The sequence below is a fragment of the Ideonella benzenivorans genome (assembly GCF_020387415.1).
In the GTDB taxonomy this organism is placed as follows: Bacteria; Pseudomonadota; Gammaproteobacteria; order Burkholderiales; family Burkholderiaceae_C; genus Ideonella; species Ideonella benzenivorans.
Genome location: NZ_JAGWCB010000018.1, coordinates 481,499 through 497,409, shown reverse-complemented (window position 1 = coordinate 497,409; position 15,911 = coordinate 481,499). Strand labels below are relative to the sequence as shown.

Here is a 15,911-nt window from a genome sequence, read left to right as displayed (position 1 = left end):
CCTGAACTGGCGCAGCCCCATTCAGGTCTTCGCAGAACTCATGCGCGGCTTGGCCCAAGCCCATCAGGCTACAGTCCACTGATCAAGCAACCCGGGTGGGGTGTTGCACTTCAGATTTGAGAACGCCCAGCATTTCGGCGGAGGGGTCGACGCCATCAAAGTGCCAGCCTGGGAATGACTCAGCGAAGAATTTGAGCTCCATTCCACCACCCGCGCCAACGACCAGCACCCGCCCCTCGGGAGGTGTGCTTTCAGCCAATAGCACTGCCGCCATACGGTGTACGTCCACCAGCCCGGGGACGCGGCGCATTGCGTTTTCCGCATAGCCGGCAATGGCCTTTGGGTCTGAAAAGGATGACATCTCTATCCCCTGAGGTTGAGGGCTACGCCAAAGCGCCAAGGTGCTGTGTGCGGTGACGCCAACGGTCAAATTGCCTCATTGATCACCGCCTCGATGGCATGCCCATCCGGGTCGATGAGAAAGGCCGCGTAGTAGTTTGGCCCGTAGTGTGGCCGCAGGCCCGGCGCGCCGTTGCACTGGCCGGCCACCGCCAGCGCGGCCGCGTGGAAGCGGTCCACCGCCGCACGGCTGGGCGCCGCAAACGCCACATGAAAGCCCGGCCCCGGCGCGATGACCGGCGTGCGCAGCTTCAGGCAGAGCTTGTCCTTGCCGTCCTCCACCCCGTAGCCAATGGCCGTGTCGTCTTCAAACACACGCCGGTAGCCCAGGGCGCCCAGCGCGGCGTCGTAGAAGGCGCCGCTGAGTTGCAGGTTGGACACCGCGATGGAAAGATGGTGGAGCATGAGCCCGCAGTGTGCCCCCACCCGCGTCCTTTTCATCTGCAGCCGCAACCAGTGGCGCAGCCCCACCGCCGAGGCGGTGTTTGCCGACGCGCCGGGCGTGGAATGCCTGTCGGCCGGCCTGAACCATGACGCCGAAAACCCGCTGACGGCGGAACTGGTGGATTGGGCCGACCTGATCTTTGTGATGGAGCGCGACCACCAGGCGCGGCTGAAGGCGCGCTTTCGCCCGCAGCTGACCGGCAAGACGGTGGTGTGCCTGGGCATTCCAGACCGTTACCGCTACATGGACCCGGCGCTGGTGGCGCTGCTGCGGGCCAGGGTGACGCGGCATCTGCCGAAGGGCTGACGCCACGCCGGCTGGCGGCCGCGTTCACAGAACACCCCGGCACCGCCAAAAGGAAACCCTGACAGTCGCTGGGTGAATCATCCTCCCGAGAGAGGATGCCGCCCCTCGTTTGCAAATCGACACACGCGCAAACTCGGCCCGTTGGGAAACCCGGGCATGACAGAAGAAAACTCTTTGGCCGCCCCCGCTGCGGCCCCTGCGGCAGAGCCGCCATCCAAACCCCTGCTGAACTGGCAAACCGCCACCGCCATTGCCACCGCCTCGGTCGGCGTGGGCGCGGTGGTACTGCGTGCCATTGCCATGCATCCGCCAAATCGTCGACGCACGCACCCCGCGCGTCAGCATTGACCCCACACCCAATCGCAATAAAACCATTTCAAATCACCCCCATGAATCTCTCAAACATTAATTGGGGCGACGATAGCGCCGAAAAGGACCCATACCTTCTTCGTTACTTCGTCGAATCAACCGCATTCCAGAGACTACGCGACCGTCAGAAAAATATGATTGTCGGGCGAAAGGGATCTGGCAAGAGTGCAGTGAGAAAGAAACTAGAAGAGACCTTCAATTCAGAAGAAAACACCCACGTCATCAATCTTTCCCCCAAGTTCAACTCCATCCGAAACATTCTGAATGACAAGGATATTTCCGGAGGATTCGGCCAAGAGATATTCTTTCAACACACGTGGATTCGTCAGATACTATTGGATTGCCTCTGCGTGGTAGGCCATTGCGCAAAGGGACGATATGCGAAGAGCAGCCTAGAGTTCGCACGACAGATCAGCGTAGATCTAAATCGCACGTCAAAGGACCTTGTGGAGAATATATCGGATGTTCTCACAAAGATTAAAGCGAAGGTAGGAGAACTAGGGGATTTCGGGCTTGCTTTGGAGCGCGAGCTTCGTAATGTCGCCGATGTGGATGCCCTGGAGCACCACTTCCGTGCAATCGCAGAGGATGGTGCGAAATTCGTTGTACTGATCGATGACCTGGACTTGGGATGGAATAACAGCGAAGCAGCGAACAATCTCCTACTAGGTCTTCTTTCCGCAGTAAATTACTTGGCCTCGCTTAGTCGCAACATGTTCCTATGCGTTTTCCTGCGAGAAGACGTCTACTCAATCCTCATCACAAAAACACAACACTCGGACAAGTACAGAAATATCGAACGCTTACGATGGGACAAGAATGATCTGATGTCCATATTGTGCGAAAGAATTAATTTCAACAGGGAGTTGATCGGACTTTCAAGATTAAACTCCCCCCTCTACACGGTTTTCCCTCACACGATCGGGACAAGCAATAGCGACAACTGGCTATATGAGAGAACACTTGGCCGACCACGTGAACTAATCCAATTATCCAGATACTACACCGAATCCGTTGATTCCGATCAACCAAGCGACGAGGCTTTAAAACAATCAGAGCTAAGCTATTCCGAGTGGAAACTTGACGACCTTTGCTCCGAATATTCAAACCAATACCCAGGATTGGTCGACGTATTTGCTTACTGGAAGACAAATTTCTTCAGGGTCAAGTACCACTTGAAGCGATCTGAAGTCGATGAGATGTTACTCAAGGTTCTAACAGAGGTAACGCTGAATTCCGCGTGGTTCAACGAAATAGTAGATGCGACCGACGTTCCCAAGTTGCTGCAGGTCTTGTATGAAATCGGATTCATAGGAGATTTTGTTCAGGGCGGAGAAGGTGGAAGCAAAACGGTGTACTCGTACCAAGGTCGGCACGAACCTCGCTTCGAAGAGGTGCAGATACATCCGTGCTTTAGACGGGCTGTCGGTACAGTTGAACGTATCCGAAATAAAGCGGGAGCAAGCTCAGACGACGCTGAGCAGACGATCAACTCACGGTCCTAATTGGAGCGTGCCCCATACCGACTGCGCGTCAAAGATATTTGGTTTGGAACGCCCATCAGAAAGCGGGTCGGCAGGCAACTTACAGAAGCGGAAATGATCTTGATCGACCTCGCCGAAGTCAATCCTGCCCCTCTACCCTCACCCCCCTCACGTCCACCCTTCCCACCTCATCCACCACCCGCAGGCTGTAGTCGCCGGGTTGGGGGGGCAGCCAGGGCAGGCTTTCGCCGGGGGCGGTGCGGCCCAGCAGGCTGTCGTTGGCAAACCAGTACAGGGTTTTGACGCCGGCCGCGGCGTCGGCGCGCAGCAGTAGGGGCTGGGGCTTGCGGGGGTTGAGCAGGTAGCGCACGGCGCGCAGGGGCGAGGTGATGGTGGGTGCGTCGGCGCCGGTGGCGTCGGGCACTGGTCCGAGGGTGCTGCCGGCTGAGCTGCCGCCGTGGCGGCAGGCGCTGTCGTCCAGGGTGCGGCGGGGCAGGCCGGCTTGTTTGAACAGGCGCTGCATGTCGCTGCCCCACTGTTCCACCACCACTTCTTTGGCATGCGGGGCGCTGGCGGCCTGGGGGCCGCACAGCACCTGGCCGGTTTGCGCGTCCACCCACAGGGCGCGGTGCAGGTGGCTGGGCTGGATGGGCGATTTGCCGGCGATGAACCAGGTGGTGGTGCGCGCGGGGCACAGGGCGTCCGGCGGGGCGCCGGTGCTGGTGCACACCTCCACGCGGCGCAGATTGGCGGGCTGGGGCTGGGGCAGTTCGCCCGGGTCCAGGCGCTGAGCGCGCAGCGCGTCCACCATGCGCAGAAAGAGCGGGGCCGCGGCGTCAATGCCGATGAAGGCGGGGTTGCCGCTGCCGTCAAATTCGCCCACCCACACCACCAGCACATGGCGGCCGAAGACGCCGGCCGTCCACGCATCCCGAAAGCCCCACGACGTGCCCGTCTTCCAGGCGATGGCGGGCTGGGCGGGGGCGCCGGTGTCGGGCCGGGGCGTCTGGCGCAGCATGTCCAGGGTGATGAAGGCGGCTTCGGGGCTGAGCAGGCGCGGCGGGGCGGCGGCTTCTTCAGGCGGCGCGGCGCGGGGGCCTTGCGGCGGCGGGCGCAGGTAGCTCAGCGGGCGGGCCACGCCGCCGTTGGGCAGCAGGGCGTAGAGGCGGGCCAGTTCTTCGGGCGTCACCTCCCCGCCACCCAGCACCAGGGCCAGGCCGTAGTGGGCTTCGCTTTCCAGCCGGCTGATGTGGTTGAGCTGCAGGAACTGGTAGAGGTTGGGCTGGGTGAGCCGCGCCGCCAGGGCGACGGCGGGGATGTTGCGACTGCGGATGAGCGCGTCCTGCGCGGCCACGGGGCCCATGAACTGGCCGTCGAAGTTCTCGGGCGTGAAGGGGCCGAAGGCGGTGGGCGCGTCCTTCAGCAGGGTGCGGGGGTGCAGCAGGCCCTGGTCCAGCCCCAGGGCGTAGATGAAGGGCTTGAGGGTGGAGCCGGGCGAGCGCTTGCCCAGGGTGCCGTTGACCTGGCCGGCGATGGCTTCGTCCCGGTAGTTGGCCGAGCCGACGACGGCGCGCACTTGCATGGTGGATGCGTCCAGCAGCAGGGCGCTGGCGTTGCGGATGCCCACGCCGGCCCGGCCTTTGAGGTAGGCGGCCATCACGCGTTCCAGGGTGCGCTGCATGGGCAGGTCCAGCGTGGTGTGGATGCTGCCGTCGGCTTCCAGCACGGGGTTGTCGCGCGCGCTGGCCTGGCGGGCCTGGGCCAGCAGCATGTCGGTAAGGTGCGGGGCTTCGAAGGGCAGCTGGCCGCGGCTGAGGGCGGCCAGCGGGGGCAGGTGGGCGTCGGCCTCGCCGGGGTGGCGCGCGCGCCAGAGCGCCCACAGGCGCTGGCGGGCGGCTTCCAGCGCGGGGTTGGGGGCGGCGCTGGCGGCCGTGGTGGGCGTGCCTGTGCGGCCGGCGGCCACGCGCTGGCCGGGGTGCTGGGGGATGACGGCCAGGGTCAGCGCTTCGGGCAGGGTGAGGTGGGCGGCGTCGTGGTGGAAGTAGACGAGGCTGGCGGCGCCGGCGCCTTCGATGTTGCTGCCGTAGGGCGCGGTGTTGAGGTAGGCCTCCAGCAGCTCGCGCTTGCCGTAACGGGCTTCCAGCCACAGGGCAGCGGCCATTTGCTGCAGCTTGCCGCCGGGGCTGCTGCTGTCCAGGTGATAGAGCCGGCGGGCCAGCTGCATGGTGAGGGTGGAGCCGCCCTGACGGCGGCCGCCGCGGGCCATCTGCCAGGCGCTGCGGGCCAGGGCAGCCGGGTCCACGCCGGGGTGCCACCAGAAGCCGCGGTCCTCATAGAGCAGGGTGGCCTGCACCAGGGGCGGGGCGATGGCGTCCAGCGGGGTCCACAGGCGGTACTGCTCGTCGGGCGCCAGGGTCAGGCGCAGCAGGCTGCCGTGGCGGTCGTACAGCGGGGTGGACAGGGCCAGCTGTTCGCGCAGGGGCGCGTGCGGCCACAGGCGCAGGGTGAGCAGCAGCGCCAGCAGCAGGCCCAGGCCGGTGGCGGCGCGGGCGGCCCACCGCGGCCACCGCGCCATCCACCCGGGGCCCGGGCCCTTACTTGCCCAGCGGCGCCACATTGAAGCGGCCCGCCGCCGAGCGGCCGTAGACGCGGCGCTCGTACATGGCTTCGGCATAGGCCGCGGGCAGGGCGAACTGGCCGACGTTGGTGGCCCGGGCCTTGAAGCTGATGTCCTGCACGTTGCGGCCCACGTCGCCGAAGAAGATGAGCCGGTCTTCGCGGATGTCCACGTAGCTCAGGCTCCAGCTGCCGCTGCCGCCCACGCGGCGTTGCCACAGCGGGGTGTCGGGCGCTTCGTCGTCGCTGCTGCCGCTGTTCAACACCGGCTCCAGCCCGCTGGGCAGCACGTTGACCAGCACGACCTGGCGGGCGCTGTCGCGGTCCAGGGCGCGCACGGTCAGGCGCACCGTCACTTCCTGGCCGATGCGGGCTTCGCTGATGGCGTTGCCCTTCTCGTCCAGGATGGCCTGGGTGATTTCCAGGCCGTGGGTGACGGCGGTGTCGGGCAGGTTGCGCTCGTAGCCGGTTTCGGCCCAGCCGTAATAGAGCGGCAGGTTGCCGGGGTTGGACAGCTTGAGCTTGGCGGTGCCATTGGGCACGGCAGCCTGCTGCAGGCTGCGCAGCTCGCCGGTGAGCGGCAGGGCCAGGCTCTTGCCGGCCTTGTCCACCGCCTGGGCCGTGACGCTGCCGCCGGCCGACGCGGCGGCGGCGCGGGCGTAGGCGTCCACCGCCAGGATGGTGGTGGCCGAGGACTGGGTGCTGTACCAGCCCTCGCCGATCATGGCGGCCAGGCGGCTCCAGCTTTCCACCGGCAGGCTGGCCAGCAGCTTGGGGAAGTGGCGCGCCCCCAGCAGGATGAGCGTGCTGTCGTGCACCAGCGGGTCGTAGTAATAGTCCCAGCGGTTGAGAGGCTGCTTGCGGGCCACGCGCTGCTGCAGGTCGCTCCACACCGGGGCCATCAGGGCCTGGGCGGTGGCGTCCTGCTTTTGCAGCGCGAAGGCGGCGGCCAGGTAGGCCGCGCCCAGGTCGGTGGCCAGGGGGCTGGCCTTGTCGCGCTGCAGGGCGGCCTGCTGGGCTTGGCGCAGGTTGGCCAGCGCGGCGGGCACCAGCACGCCCTGGCGGGTGAGCAGGTAGGCCATCTGCGCGCGGGTGCGCCAGCTGAAGGCGCTGCTGGTGTCGCCATGGCCCAGGCGGCTTTGCAGGTAGACGGTGGCCTTGCTGACCATGTCCGGCGGCACGGTCAGCTGGCGGTCCTTGGCTTCCAGCAGCAGCTGCAGGGCGTAGGTGCTGGCAAAGTCATCGGCGGTGCCGCCCGGCCACATGGCAAAGCCGCCGTCGGCCGTCTGGCGGGCACGCAACTGGGTCAGCGTGCGCTGCAGCGCCTGCTGCGGGCTGAAGGCCGTCTGGCCCAGCGCGGCGCGGCTCTTGTTGAGCTCCTTGGCCAGCTCGGGCTGGGCGGCCAGCACCACGGAGGGCAGGGTCTGGCTGACCAGCTGTTCGGTGCAGCCGTAGGGGTAGCCGTCCAGGTAGCGGATGAGGCCGGAGGCAAAGGCCCAGGGCGTGGCCGACACGGCCAGGTCGCTGCGGGCGAAGGCGGGGTAGGCGTCCAGCTGGGACTTGAGCTCGCCCGCGCCCACGGCGGTGCCGCTTTGCACCAGGGTCACCAGGGCCGAGGCGGGGCGCACGCTCAGGTCGGTGCTGAGCTTGGCGCTGGCCTTGCCGGACGTGGCGGTGAAGGCCACGCTGGCCGAGCCCAGCACGGCCTGCGCACCGGGCTTGGCGCGCAGGTGGAAGACGGTGGTGGCCTCGCCCTTTTCGCTGACCTTGACGGTCTGCGCGGCGTCGCCCACCACCTCCAGCCCCTTGCCCACGGCCAGGGCCAGGCGGATGGGGGCGTCCTTGCCGGAGCCGGCGATGTTGTTGGCCACGCCCACGCCGATGTCCACCGTGTCGCCCGGGGCGAGCGAGGTGGGCACGGTGGGCAGCAGCACGATGTCGCCGCGCACGGTGCTGGTGGTGGTGGCCGAGGCCACGGCCTCGTCGCTGACGACCACGGCCATCACCCGCACGGCGCCGTTGAAGGTGTCGGGCAGGGTGTAGCTGAAGGTCTTCTCGCCGTTCACGTCCACCAGGCCGGACCAGTAGGCCACCGGCTTGTCGCGCTTGCGCTTGAAGGGGTTGAGGTGCTTGCCGGCCTCGCCCTCGCCGTCGCCGCCGGGGGCGGCGCTCTGCATGAGCTTGCGAAACTCGGGCAGCACCAGGTCCAGGGTCTGCAGGGTGCTCACCTCCAGCGCGCGCTTCTGGAAGAAGTGCTTGAGCGGATCGGGCGTGGTGTAGCGCGCCACCTGCAGGATGCCCTCGTCCACCGCGAAGACGAAGGCCCGCGCCGGCTTGTCGCTGTGCAGGGTCATCTTCAGGGTGTCGCCGGGCTTGGCCAGGGCGGGCGCGTCCAGCCTGATCTTGGCGGTGCGGCGGTCCAGCCCGGTGGCAAAGGGCACGGCGCCGTAGGACAGCGGGCTGGTGTAGATCTCGTCGGAGGACGGGTCGCGCACGAACTGCACGTTCACATAGCCGTTGCCCTCGAAGTCCTTGGGCAGGGCGATGTGCTGCACGCTGGCGGTCTGGTCGGCCTTGAACCAGGCGTGGGCGTAGACCTTGTCACGCTCGATGGTGATGAGGCCGGCGCCGGTGTAGGGCGCCTGGATGGCCAGGTCGATGGTCTCGCCAGGCTCGTAGCTCTTCTTGTTGAGCTTGATCTGCAGCTCGGCGTTGCGGTCCATCGAGCGGCTGAGGTTGGCGCGGCCCGCCACGGTGTACTGCACGCGGTTGAGCACCTGGCCTTGGGCGTTGCGCACTTCCAGCGCGAAGTTGCCGGGCGCGCCGGTGTTGAGCGCCACCTTGCTGCCGGCCGCGGCAATGGCCAGCGGCTGCTCGTCCAGCGTCACGTCCTTGGCGCGGCTCTCATAGCGGTACAGGCCGTTGTTCTGCTTGACCAGCACCGACAGCACCTTGTGCTCCACCCGCACCAGCTTCAGGCCGGGCACGGCGATCTTCCGGGCCTTGGGGTCGATGGCGATGAGCTGGATCTCGCGCTTGGCGTTGCGGGCGATGTAGTCCAGCGGGTCGGGGGTCTTCACGCCCACCAGCCAGGGTTGGTCGCTCACCAGGCTCTGCACTTCGGCAGCCACACTGCGGCCGCCTTCGGGCTCGAAGGCCTTGACCAGCACATGGGCCTGGTAGGTGGCGGCTTCGAAGCGCGCGAGGCGCAGGTCCACCTCGGCGTTGCCCTTGTCGTCGGTCTGCACGGCGCCCAGGTCGTCCATCTGCGAACGGCGGTTCACGCTGGGGTCGTAGAAGCTGTAGTCGGGCAGGCTGCGAAAGCGCGGCCAGGTGGGGGTGAGGGTGAGCCGGCTTTCCACGCGGCGGTTCTGCGCCGGGGTGCCGAAGAGGTTTTCCACATGCACCTGCAGCTTCAGGTCGTCGGGCTTCACCCAGCCTTCGGCCACCTCGGTGGAGAGGTGGGCGCTGACCTTGGTGCGGTCGGGCAGGAATTCCTGCACCTTGACGGTGGTGGAGCCGATGAGCAGCGGCGGCACGTCCGGCGCGTTGGCGCTGGTCTGGCGCGGCAGGCTGAGGTTGACGGTGTAGTTGCCGGTGGGCGAGCTGTCCTGCGTGCTGTGGGCCAGCTCGGCGGTGCCGGCCGGGCCCAGGCGCAGGGTCTCGCGGCGCACGCTCAGGCCGCGCGGGTCGATGATCTCGGCCTCGACCGGCAGGTCCTTGAGCGAGGTGGCCCAGTTGGACGCCTTGACGGCGATGCCCACGTGCAGCGTGTCACCGGGGCGGTAGATGCCGCGGTCGCTGAAGAGGAAGGCCGTCATCTGGTTGGGCACGCCGCTGGTGTGCAGGCCGCCCACGTCGAAGCGCGACATGTCCAGCGTGCGCTCGCCGCGGCCCAGGCTGGCCGCGCCGCCCATGGGCAGGAAGCTGAGGTCACCGTCCTTGCGGGCCAGCAGCAGCACGGGGGTTTTCTCGCGGGTGTAGCCGTTGAGGTTGGGCAGGCGGGCGTGGCCGCTGGCGTCGGTGCTGGCGTTGGCCAGCACCAGGCCGTTGCGGCCCCACACCTCGATGCGCGCGCCCCCCACCGGCTGGCCGCTGGCGATGGACTGCACAAAGACGTCGCGCGTGCCGTCGGCCGCGCGCTTGGCGATCAGGCCCAGGTCGGTGACGATGACCAGGCGCTGGTCGTGGATGGTGGTGGGGTCGACCTGCGCGGCTTCGGCATCGCCCTCGCAGCAGCCCTCGCCTTCACCTTCGCCGCCGGCCATGGCGCTGGCATCGCCCTCGTCACCGCCGGTGGCGGGGCCGCGCTTGGCGGCCGGGTCGTAGCCCTGCACCTTGAGCAGGAAGACGCCGCGGCGCTCGCCGCCGGCCTGCAGGTACTCGGCAAAGTCCACCGTTTCGTAGTGGGACTTGCCGGGCTTGAGCTTGAGCGGGATCTCGCGCTCGAAGTGCTCGGCCAGGGTGTCGTCGTTCACGCGGCCGTAGAACTGCGGCTGGCTGAAGTTGCCATCGGCCTGGCTGACCAGCAGGTGCAGCTGCTGCGGCAGCACGCGGGCGATGTCGATCTTCACGCCCGGCAGGTCGCGCACCAGCAGGGGCAGCTTCTTCTCGCCGGACAGGGCCAGCAGCGAGCCGCGGCTCATGATGGACAGCTCGGGCGCGAAGGTCTTGATCTGCAGGATCTCCAGCCGGTCGCTGCCCAGCAGGTAGCCGCCGGGCGACTTCATGCCCTTGGCCACCTTGACGAAGAGGAAGCGCCCGCCTTCGGCCTGGGGCAGGCGGAAGGATGCGGCCTCGGTCACCTCGCGCTCGCTGGCGATGGGGTCGAGCTTCATGGGCTTGGCGCGCTGGAGCACAGCCGGCGTCACCTCGGCCGGGTCGCTCCAGGCGAAGGGCTCACCGCCGTCCTTGTCGGACACGGGCAGCATCCAGGCCTGCACAGTGCGGGCGTACTCGCGCTCGTGCACGGCCATGCTGGCGCCCAGGTGCAGCACGTGCTCGGGGTCGCCGGCGTCGTTGCTGACCACGGCGGTGCTGATCTCGCTGATGGCCAGGCTGTAGAGCCCTGGCACATCGACCGACTTGACCACCGGCGCGGGCGTGCCCGGGCCGCCGCGCTGGGCGCCCACGCCCTTGTCGATGGTGATCTGCATGGCCACCGTCTGCGCGGGAATGGCCAGCGGCTCGGACTGCACGGTGGCCTGCAGGCGCTGGGCGTCGTAGCTCACGCTGAACTTGCGCTCGCTGCCGTCGTCCAGGTGGATGCGGCTTTCCAGCGCCTTGGCGTCCACCGGGTGGTTGAAGTCCAGCGTCATGACCACGCGGCGCAAGCCGGCCTGCACCGGGTCCTGGTAGAACTCGGCCGAGCCGACGTTCATGGTGAAGCCGGCGGCGTCGAATTCGTATTGGCGCTCCTTGAGCGCCACATGCGGGGCCAGGCTCTTGCGGCCGAGCTTGAGGGTGTAGTGCTCGCCGATGGGCCAGTGACCCTGGGGCTCGAAGCGCAGGGTGCTGGCGTCCACCCACTTCCACTGGCCGGCCACCTCGGGCGAGAGGCGGACATCGGTGGGCTCCTTGCCGATGCGCAACGGCGGCGCGGCCGGCGCGCTGAAGCTGAGCACCAGGGGCTGCGGGCCGCCGTTGTTGCGGTAGTCCGGCGCGCCGGGCGGCTGCAGCTGCACGGTCACCGTGGCCGCGCCCAGGTCGTCGCCCAGCAGGCCCAGGTTCATCCAGGCCGGGGCCCAGGCGCGCCAGCGCTGGGCGATGTGCGGGGCCTGCCACACGGCCGCCCCGGCCAGCGCCGCCACCACCAGGGTGAGCAGGGCATGGGCCTGCAGCAGGCCGCCCAGCCGGCCCAGGCCCCGCCCGGCCGCCTGCGCCCAGGCCGGCGGGGCCCACTGCCCCAGCACCTGGCGCGCCACGGGCGCCGCCGCCCGCCCCGCCTGGCCCAGCCAGCGTGCCACCTGCGCGAACGCGCGCCCGACCTGTTCGTTGGCCTGCTTGAGCATGGCTCTCCCCCACTGTGATGGCGGGCATTATTCCCAGGTGTGCTGACGCAGGCACCCTCACCCTGGGTGCCCTCCCCAATTGGGGGATGTCCCGTCGGAGGAATCAGACAGTGGGTAACACGCGGTAAGGCAAGATCCTGGGCAGCTTTCACACGCATCCAGGGAGGGATCGGTGCCTGCGTTGAACGAAGAAGCCCGCGTGGCAGTGATGGTGGACTGCGACAACGTGTCTCCGGACATCCTGGAGCATGCCCTGCAGATGGCCGCTCAGTTCGGCCGCGTGGTGCTGCGGCGCGGCTACGGCAACCCCGAAGCCCTGAGCAACAAGTGGCAGGAAGCCCTGGTGCAGTGGGCCTTCACGCCCTGCCTGCAGTTCCGCTATTCAGCCGGCAAGAACACCTCGGACATTGCCCTGGCGCTGGACGCCCTGGAGGCCCTGTTCGACCAGCGAGCCGAGGTGTTCTGCCTGGTGACCAGCGACTCCGACTTTGCCTACCTGTGCCGCAAGCTGCGCGAGCGGGGCGCGTCGGTCTGCATCGTGGGCGAGGCCAAGACGCCCCCCGCGCTGCGCAACGCCAGCGATCAGTTCTTCGAGTGGACCAAGCCCAAGCCGCAGCCCCCCGAGCCGCCGAGTGCGGGATGCACGAAGGCCCCCGAGAAGCCTGCTGCCGACGTGAGCACCACGCCAGCCGCCAAGCCACTGCCCAAGCACCGACCGCGCTTTGTGCTGGATGCGGTGAAGTTGCTGGTGAGCGAAGCCTCGGAAGGCAAAGTGGGGCTGGGCGCGCTGGGCCAGTACCTCAAGCGCACCAACCCCGCGTTCACCCCCAACCAGTACGGGCACGCCGGCCTGCTGCAGATGCTCAAATCCTATGAGCAGCAGCTCTCGCTGAAGCAGGAGCCCAATGGCGGCTGGTCGGTGAGCCTGAAGACCGCCACAACGACCGATTGATCGCCCCAAGGAGCCTGCCCATGACCACCGCGCTGCTCGTCATCGATGTCCAGACCACCCTCTGTGCCGGCCCCTGGGCCGTGCACGATGCGGCCGGCCTGATCGACCGGATCAACAGCGTGTCGCGCGCCGCGCGTGCGGCGGGTGCGCCGGTGGTGTTCATCCAGCACGAGGAGGATCACCCGCTGATGCGCCATGGCAGCGAAGGCTGGCAGCTGGCGCCCGGCCTGGAGGCGGCCGAGGGCGACCTGTTCGTGCGCAAGACGACGCCCGATTCCTTCTTCAAGACGGACCTGATGGGCAAGCTGCAGACCCGGGGCGTGACGGCGCTGGTCGTCTGCGGGCTGCAGACGGACTTCTGCGTGAGCACCACGGTGCTGGGCGCGCTGGAGCACGGCTTCCCGGTGACGCTGGTGTCCGACGGCCACTCGACGCTGGACAACGGGGTGTTGACGGCGCCGCAGATCATCGCCCACCACAACCGCACGTTGTCCCACATGGACAGCTTCGGCGTGAAGGTGACGCTGGTACCGGCCGCCGAGGTGGTGGTGCCCCCAGCGGCCTGAGCGTCTGACCGGTCAGGTCAGAAACGCTGGGTCACCCCCAGCACCGCGCCGCGGCGCGGGCCGTACTGGGCCGCGCCCACGCCGATGCCCGAGCCGTCGCGGATCTGGTACACCTTGTCGAACAGGTTGGTGACCGCCACGCGCAGCTCGGTGGGGCCCAGGCCCTGGTCCAGGGTGAGGCTGTGCTGCACGCCCAGATTGACCTGGGTGTAGGCCGGCAGGTGGCCGGTGTTGGCAAAGCCGTTGCGCAGGCCGCTGCCGTGGATCAGGTCCAGCGAGGCGGTGGTGCCTTCGGCCCAGCGGTAGCTCACGCCGGCCGAGGCCGAGGTGGCCTGGTCGTGGTCCAGGTGCACCCAGTGGCTGTTGATGTAGTCCAGCTCATCCTGTTCGAAGTTGAACTGGCCGCTCTCCAGCCCCTTGCCGAAGGCCCGTGCCAGGGCCACGTTGGCATAGGCCGAGAAGGCGTCCTGGTGGTAGTTGGCGCTGAGCTCCAGGCCCCAGATGCGGGCCTTCTGGTAGTTGAAGGCGGAGTAGATCAGCGCATTGCCGAACTGGCCTTCGTCCTGCAGGTGGCGCACGTGGCGGTAGTAGCCGTCCAGGCCCACGGTCAGCGCGGGGCTGAGCTGCTGCGAGATGCCGGCGTCGACGTAGTGGCTGCGCTCGGAGCGCACGGCGGTGTTGGCATCTGACGGCAGGGCGTTGGTGGTGCCCAGGAACTTGGCCACCGAGGTCTGGTCGATCAGCTCGGTGGGCGGCGGGGTGAAGTAGCGTGCATAGCCCACGTGCACCCGGGTGCTGGGGCTCAGGTCGTACACGGCCCCCAGGCGCGGGCTGAGCTGGTGCTCGTTCACCACGGTGTTCACCTGGTCGTAGCGCAGGCCGTAGTTGACGGTCAGGGCCTGGGTCGGGGTCCACGCGTCCTGCAGATAGGCGCTCCACTGGTGGCCGATGAGGTGGCTGTTGTCGACGATGGTCTCGGGCACATCGCTGGTGGCGTTGCCGTCGGCATCGGCCGGGAAGACCTGGGCGGTGTTGTCGGTCACGCCGCGTTCGTGCTGGAAGGCGAAGCCGCTGCGCAGGGTGTGGGCCGGGTTGATGACCCAGCTCAGGTCGCCCTGCAGGCCGGTGGCGGCGTTGCTGCGCAGCACGTTGGCGGCCACGCCGTTGAACATCAGGTCGCCGCGGTCATCCGGGGTGTAGTGCACGTCGGTGTAGCGGGCGTAGGCGGCCAGCTGGTAGTCCACGCCCTCGCCCAGGCTGCTTTGCAGCGCCAGCACGCCAAAGCGGTTGCGCTCCTTCTGGCGCGCGTCCAGCGTGGCCGAGTCGATGCTGTCGCTGCCGTTCAGGCTGAAGCTCGGCTCCTGGCCTGGCACGTCGGGAATCTGAAAGCGGTTGTTGGAGAAGCCGCCCATGGCGCTCAGCCGCGTCTGGGGGCTGAGCAGGTAGGACACGGTGCCGAAGGCGTTGCCCTGCTGGGTCTGGTCGTGCTGGGGATGGCGGCTGTCGGTGGGGTTCTCGATGCCCTCGTCGCTGCGCAGGGCCGAGCCGGTCAGGTAGTAGCTCAGCGCGCCCTCGGTGCCGCCCACCTCGGCGCTGGCCTGGCGGTGGCCATTGCTGCCGGTCTCCAGGCCCACGCTGCCGCCGTTGGCGAAGGTGTTGTCATGGGTGTGGATGTCCACCACGCCGGCGGTGCGGTTGCCGTACTGGGCCGGCAGCGCGCCGGTGATCAGCGAAAGGTGGTCGGCCAGGCGGGTCTGCAGGGCCTGGCCGAAGCCGCTGATGGACTCGGGGATCTGGATGCCGTCGATGCGGTACTGCAGGTTGGCGTGGTCGCCGCGCACATGCAGCTGACCGTACGAATCCTGCACCACGCCGGGGGCCTGCAGCAGCACCTGGTTGAGCGGGGTGGATTCGCCTTGAGGCAGGCGCTGCAGGTCCTCGGCATCGAAGCGGTAGACCGAGCTGCCGGTGTCGGGCGACAGGCCGTTGCGGGCCGCGTCCAGCTTCTGGCGCTGGGCGCTGATCTCCACCCGCTGGGTGGGCGCGGTGTCGGCAGAGGACGCGGTGGTGGCGGGGGCCGTCTGGGCGCGGGCGGGGGTGGCCAGCAGGCTCAGGGCGCAGGGAAAAGCCAGGGACAGGGCGAGCGCCAGGCTCGTCCGGGGAAAGTTCTTCACGCAGAAACTCCTTGCGATGCGCGCAGGACCAGGCACAGGCACGCCAGGCACAGACAGGCCTGCGGTCGGGCGCATCGGAATGCAAATGGGGGTGCAGCGAGCTGGGGCCGGCCGCGCCGCCAAGGCGCGGGCGGTCCCGCTCAGGACAGGAGGGGGGTGAAGCGCGCCGGCGGATCGCGGGCGCTGTGCGGCGGGCGCGTGCCCTCCCGCCAGAGGAAGGGCGCGCTGCGCGGCGGAGTCTGCTGCAAGGCCAACAGGTCGGGCGGCACGAAGCGCCAGGCGGCCAGGTCCCCCATTTGGGCAAAGCCCAGGCAGAGCTGGCAGACGGCGTCGGCCCGGTCGCGGCCCTCGCTGCGGGGCGCCTGGGACGACCCGGAGGCCAAGGGCTGGACCAGGGCCTGGGCCCCGGCCGAGCCACGCAGGGCCGGCAGCAGGTGGCTGAGCTCGTGCAGCACCGCGCCCTGCTGGGCCAGCAGGAGCACGAGAGACAGCAGTGAGAACCGCCAGGACAGCCAGGACTTGCGCACGGTCAAGATTCTAGAGAGGCGGGTGGGACCCCGTGCATAGAATGCCTGCCCCTGCCCGCCCT

The 15,911-nt window shown here is 68.0% G+C and carries 10 protein-coding genes; 4 read left to right on the top strand and 6 right to left on the bottom strand.

The window, feature by feature from the left end:
* Positions 1–82: 82 nt before the first annotated feature.
* Together KGA65_RS18710 and KGA65_RS18705 are read right to left on the bottom strand one after the other, a co-directional pair.
* The gene (locus KGA65_RS18710) at positions 83–361 is read right to left on the bottom strand and encodes a class I SAM-dependent methyltransferase (protein WP_310740991.1); all 279 of its coding nucleotides are present in this window, start codon (positions 359–361) and stop codon (positions 83–85) included.
* Between the two features lie 65 nt (positions 362–426).
* On the bottom strand, positions 427–804 hold the full coding sequence (locus KGA65_RS18705; RefSeq protein WP_225864630.1) for a VOC family protein: 378 nt from the start codon (positions 802–804) through the stop codon (positions 427–429).
* Here KGA65_RS18705 and KGA65_RS18700 point away from each other — a divergent pair.
* A complete protein-coding gene (locus tag KGA65_RS18700; RefSeq protein ID WP_225864629.1) occupies positions 803–1,150 on the top strand; it encodes a low molecular weight protein tyrosine phosphatase family protein in 348 nt (115 codons plus the stop codon). The two genes, KGA65_RS18705 and KGA65_RS18700, sit on opposite strands and share 2 nt — an antisense overlap.
* 389 nt (positions 1,151–1,539) lie before the next feature.
* Positions 1,540–3,024 (top strand): P-loop ATPase, Sll1717 family, encoded by a 1,485-nt coding sequence (locus KGA65_RS18695; RefSeq protein ID WP_225864628.1) that lies wholly within the window; start codon positions 1,540–1,542, stop codon positions 3,022–3,024.
* A gap of 118 nt (positions 3,025–3,142) precedes the next feature.
* On the opposite strand, the gene pbpC is transcribed toward KGA65_RS18695, so the two are convergent.
* The gene (gene pbpC, locus KGA65_RS18690; protein WP_225864627.1) at positions 3,143–5,578 is read right to left on the bottom strand and encodes a penicillin-binding protein 1C; all 2,436 of its coding nucleotides are present in this window, start codon (positions 5,576–5,578) and stop codon (positions 3,143–3,145) included.
* 19 nt (positions 5,579–5,597) lie between these two features.
* The gene (locus KGA65_RS18685) at positions 5,598–11,630 is read right to left on the bottom strand and encodes an alpha-2-macroglobulin family protein (protein WP_225864626.1); all 6,033 of its coding nucleotides are present in this window, start codon (positions 11,628–11,630) and stop codon (positions 5,598–5,600) included.
* Between the two features lie 208 nt (positions 11,631–11,838).
* On the opposite strand from KGA65_RS18685, the gene KGA65_RS18680 reads away from it, so the two are divergent.
* Positions 11,839–12,582 (top strand): NYN domain-containing protein, encoded by a 744-nt coding sequence (locus KGA65_RS18680; protein WP_225864645.1) that lies wholly within the window; start codon positions 11,839–11,841, stop codon positions 12,580–12,582.
* Positions 12,583–12,602: 20 nt separating this feature from the next.
* The gene (locus KGA65_RS18675; RefSeq protein ID WP_225864625.1) at positions 12,603–13,148 is read left to right on the top strand and encodes a cysteine hydrolase family protein; all 546 of its coding nucleotides are present in this window, start codon (positions 12,603–12,605) and stop codon (positions 13,146–13,148) included.
* Positions 13,149–13,165: 17 nt separating this feature from the next.
* Here KGA65_RS18675 and KGA65_RS18670 read toward each other — a convergent pair whose 3' ends face one another.
* Positions 13,166–15,322 (bottom strand): TonB-dependent receptor, encoded by a 2,157-nt coding sequence (locus KGA65_RS18670; protein ID WP_225864624.1) that lies wholly within the window; start codon positions 15,320–15,322, stop codon positions 13,166–13,168.
* Between the two features lie 140 nt (positions 15,323–15,462).
* Positions 15,463–15,849, bottom strand: coding sequence for a hypothetical protein (locus KGA65_RS18665; RefSeq protein ID WP_225864623.1), 387 nt, complete (start codon positions 15,847–15,849; stop codon positions 15,463–15,465).
* Positions 15,850–15,911: the final 62 nt, after the last annotated feature.

Coding starts and splice junctions, on each gene's coding strand:
- KGA65_RS18680 (WP_225864645.1), top strand. CDS start 11,839: ATGGTGGACTGCGACAACGTGTCTCCGGACATCCTGGAGCATGCCCTG.
- pbpC (WP_225864627.1), bottom strand. CDS start 5,578: ATGGCGCGGTGGCCGCGGTGGGCCGCCCGCGCCGCCACCGGCCTGGGC.
- KGA65_RS18705 (WP_225864630.1), bottom strand. CDS start 804: ATGCTCCACCATCTTTCCATCGCGGTGTCCAACCTGCAACTCAGCGGC.
- KGA65_RS18695 (WP_225864628.1), top strand. CDS start 1,540: ATGAATCTCTCAAACATTAATTGGGGCGACGATAGCGCCGAAAAGGAC.
- KGA65_RS18700 (WP_225864629.1), top strand. CDS start 803: ATGAGCCCGCAGTGTGCCCCCACCCGCGTCCTTTTCATCTGCAGCCGC.
- KGA65_RS18675 (WP_225864625.1), top strand. CDS start 12,603: ATGACCACCGCGCTGCTCGTCATCGATGTCCAGACCACCCTCTGTGCC.
- KGA65_RS18685 (WP_225864626.1), bottom strand. CDS start 11,630: ATGCTCAAGCAGGCCAACGAACAGGTCGGGCGCGCGTTCGCGCAGGTG.
- KGA65_RS18710 (WP_310740991.1), bottom strand. CDS start 361: ATGTCATCCTTTTCAGACCCAAAGGCCATTGCCGGCTATGCGGAAAAC.